3 protein-coding genes are annotated in these 3,519 nt (G+C 72.1%); all 3 read left to right on the top strand.

The window, feature by feature from the left end; all coding sequences use genetic code 11:
• The first annotated feature begins 166 nt into the window (after positions 1 to 166).
• Positions 167 to 1,525, top strand: coding sequence for a Pup--protein ligase (gene pafA, locus FRCN3DRAFT_RS0219130; RefSeq protein WP_007520641.1), 1,359 nt, complete (start codon positions 167 to 169; stop codon positions 1,523 to 1,525).
• 397 nt (positions 1,526 to 1,922) lie between these two features.
• Positions 1,923 to 2,615: an FKBP-type peptidyl-prolyl cis-trans isomerase gene (locus FRCN3DRAFT_RS0219125; RefSeq protein ID WP_232794081.1), complete on the top strand. Its 693-nt coding sequence runs from the start codon at positions 1,923 to 1,925 to the stop codon at positions 2,613 to 2,615.
• Between the two features lie 185 nt (positions 2,616 to 2,800).
• Positions 2,801 to 3,519 (top strand): helix-turn-helix transcriptional regulator (locus FRCN3DRAFT_RS45220; protein ID WP_007520638.1); only part of this gene is annotated, 719 nt, incomplete at its 3' end.

Here is a 3,519-nt window from a genome sequence, read left to right as displayed (position 1 = left end):
GACCTGTCGGCCGTCCTCGGGCGGACGGTGGCATTCGTCGCCGGGTGTAGCCGGAATGAAGAGTTTTCTGACGTTTCGTGACGTCAGGCGGTCCGGTGGGACGAATTCCGGGGGCTGGCACGTGCGTCCGGCCGCGCGGAGACCGCGACGCGCATAGGGTCGAAGTGTGGATCGCCGCATCTTCGGCCTGGAGAACGAGTACGGCGTCACCTGCGTGTTCCGCGGCCAGCGGCGGCTGAGCCCGGACGAGGTGGCCCGCTACCTGTTCCGACGGGTCGTGTCCTGGGGCCGCAGCAGCAACGTCTTCCTGAAGAACGGGGCGCGCCTGTACCTGGATGTGGGTAGTCATCCCGAGTACGCCACCCCGGAATGTGACTCCGTGCCGGACCTCGTCACCCATGACAAGGCCGGGGAGCGCATTTTGGAGGGCCTGCTCGTGGAGGCCGAGCGACGGCTGCGCGAGGAGGGCATCGCCGGCGACATCCACCTGTTCAAGAACAACACCGACTCGGCGGGCAACAGCTACGGCTGCCACGAGAACTACCTGGTCGGCCGGCACGGCGAGTTCTCCCGGCTCGCCGACGTGCTCGTCCCGTTCCTGGTGAGCCGCCAGATCCTCTGTGGGGCCGGCAAGGTGCTGCAGACGCCGCGTGGCGCCGTGTACTGCATCTCCCAGCGTGCCGAGCACATCTGGGAGTCGGTGTCGAGCGCGACGACCCGGTCGCGCCCGATCATCAACACCCGCGACGAGCCGCACGCGGACGCCGAGCGTTTCCGCCGGCTGCACGTCATCGTCGGCGACTCGAACATGTCCGAGACGACGATGCTGCTCAAGGTCGGCGCGACGGACCTGGTGCTGCGCATGGTCGAGGCGGGCGTCGTGCTGCGTGACATGACGCTGGAGAACCCGATCCGCGCCATCCGCGAGGTCAGCCACGACATGACCTGCCAGCGCAAGATCCGGCTGGCGAACGGTCGGGAGGTCAGCGCGCTCGACATCCAGCGGGAGTACTACGCCAAGGCGGTGGAGTTCGTCGACCGCCGCGGCGGCGACGCGGTCGCGAAGCGGGTGCTCGACCTGTGGGGCCGCACCCTGCTGGCGATCGAGACCGACGACCTGGAGCTGGTCGCCCGCGAGATCGACTGGGTGACGAAGTACGTCCTGATCGACCGCTTCCGCGCCCGCCACGACGTGTCGCTGGCCTCGCCGCGGGTCGCCGAGCTCGACCTGAAGTACCACGACATCCACCGCGACCGCGGGCTGTACTACCGGATGGAGAAGGCGGGCCTGGTCGAGCGGGTCACCCGTGACCTCGACGTCTTCGAGGCGAAGTCGAAGCCGCCGCAGACCACCCGGGCGCGGCTGCGCGGGGAGTTCATCAAGCGGGCGCAGGAGAAGCGCCGCGACTTCACCGTCGACTGGGTGCACCTGAAGCTCAACGACCAGGCCCAGCGCACGGTCCTGTGCAAGGACCCGTTCCGCTCCGTCGACGACCGCGTGGACAAGCTGATCGCCAGCATGTGAGGCGCTCCCGTTGCCGGACGCTCCGCGCCCGCAACCGGGCGGCGCCCTCGGGCGCTGAGCGCCCTCGCTGCCTGGTTCCGGATCCAGGCGCATGGCGGTGGTGGGGCTGGGCCCGGGTAGACGAGATGGCTGGGTTGGGGCTGCGCTGATGCGCCGTCGCTGCCGGTGGTCGGGTCAGATGGACAGCTGATCCGGATGGCGTCGGGGCGGTTCCGGCGGGGGAGCGTTGTGGGGGCGGTGGCCTGGCGATTTTGGGTGCGGGGCGGTGGTGGCGAAGGGGATCAGGGCTCTGCAAGGATGCGTGTGGATCTCGCCGGCACCCCCGTCGCCTCGTCGAGAGGCGCGCCGGCGGATCGTCCGCCCCATCCGCTGCCACCCCGTAAGGACGCGCTCTCCCGTGACGACGAGTCTTCGCTCCGTGCCCACCCCTCCATGCGTGTCCCCGGCGGCCGCGGCCGGTTCCGCCGGTCGGGGGCGCGGTCGGCGGGCCGTCGTCGGCGGCGCCATCGCGGTGGTGCTGCTGGGCGCGGCCGTGGCCGGGTGCAGCGCGGGCAGCGCCCCCGACGGCACCGCCGCGGCACCGGTGACGACGAAGGCACCCGTGACCGAGGCGCCGACCGTGCTGCCGGTCGTGGGCAACCCGACGAACCTGACGGTCGAGCCGGCCGTCGGCGCCGGCGCGGGCCTGCCGCCCACGGCGCTGACCGTGAAGGACCTGGTCGTCGGCCAGGGCACGCAGGCGGGCCTCGACAGCACCGTGACGGTCAACTACATCGGCACCCTGTGGAACACCGGCGAGAAGTTCGACGCCTCATGGGACCAGTCGCAGCCGGCGACGTTCCCGCTGGGCCAGGTCATCGCCGGCTTCGCGCAGGGCATCGGCGGCAGCCTCAAGGACGGCGTCGAGGGCATGCGGGTCGGCGGCCGACGGCTGATCGTCATCCCGCCCGCGCTGGGCTACGGCCCGCAGGGTGGCAACGGTCCGATCAAGGTCGACGACACGATCGTGTTCGTCGTCGACCTGCTCAACCTGGAGGCCGCGGGGGCCGCGGGCGCGACCGCGTCGCCCGACCCGGCGGCGAGCAGCTGAGACCGGTCCGTCGCGGCGGGTCCAACCGGGTCGCCAACCATCGCCCATCGGCCAGCCATCGTGGTCCCCACCCGGCCACAACTGACCCCAGAATGTGGCCGCATGCGTGTCCGCGGCGGGCGCGAGTCGAACTGTTGTGCGGCCTCGCGTCCCGGTTGCCCTGACGGCGGATAACCTCACGGGGTGTGTCCCGTCGACGGCTGGAGCGGCTGCTCAACCTGACGATGTGCCTGATGGCGACGTCGAGGTTCCTGACCGTGTCCGAGATCGGCGACATGGTCGAGGGCTACGAGCCGGGACGCGACGGTGACGAGCACGAGGCGTTCCGCCGGATGTTCGAGCGGGACAAGCAGTACCTGCGCGACCTGGGCATCCCGCTGGAGACCGGGGCGGACTCCTACGGTGACGAGGTCGGGTACCGGATCCGCCGCGACGACTACGCGCTGCCCGAGATCCGGCTGACCCCGGACGAGGCGGCGGCGCTGGCGCTCGCCACCCGGCTGTGGTCGACCGCCTCGCTGGCGGCGCCGGCGGCGAGCGCGCTGCGCAAGCTCGCCGCTGGGGGAGCCGCCACCAGCCCCGGCCTGGGTCCCGGTCCACGCGGCGCCGACCCCGGCGCACCGGCCGGCGCGCCGGGGCCGGCGGAGCTGTTCGGCCTCGACGGGCTCGAGCCGCGCGTCGACGCCGCAGAGGCGGCGTTCGAGCCGTGCCTGGCGGCCGTGCGGGAACGACGCGCGGTGCGCTTCCCGTACCGCAAGCCGGGCGACGCCGAACCGGCGGAGCGCCTCGTCGAGCCGTGGGGCGTGCTGTCCTGGCGTGGCCGCTGGTATCTGGCCGGGCATGACCGCCGACGCGGCGCGCCCCGGGTGTTCCGCCTGTCCCGGGTGACGGGGCCGGTGCGCCC

Source organism: Pseudofrankia saprophytica, from assembly GCF_000235425.2.
In the GTDB taxonomy this organism is placed as follows: domain Bacteria; phylum Actinomycetota; class Actinomycetes; order Frankiales; family Frankiaceae; genus Pseudofrankia; species Pseudofrankia saprophytica.
This window is presented reverse-complemented; position numbering and strand designations above follow the sequence as displayed.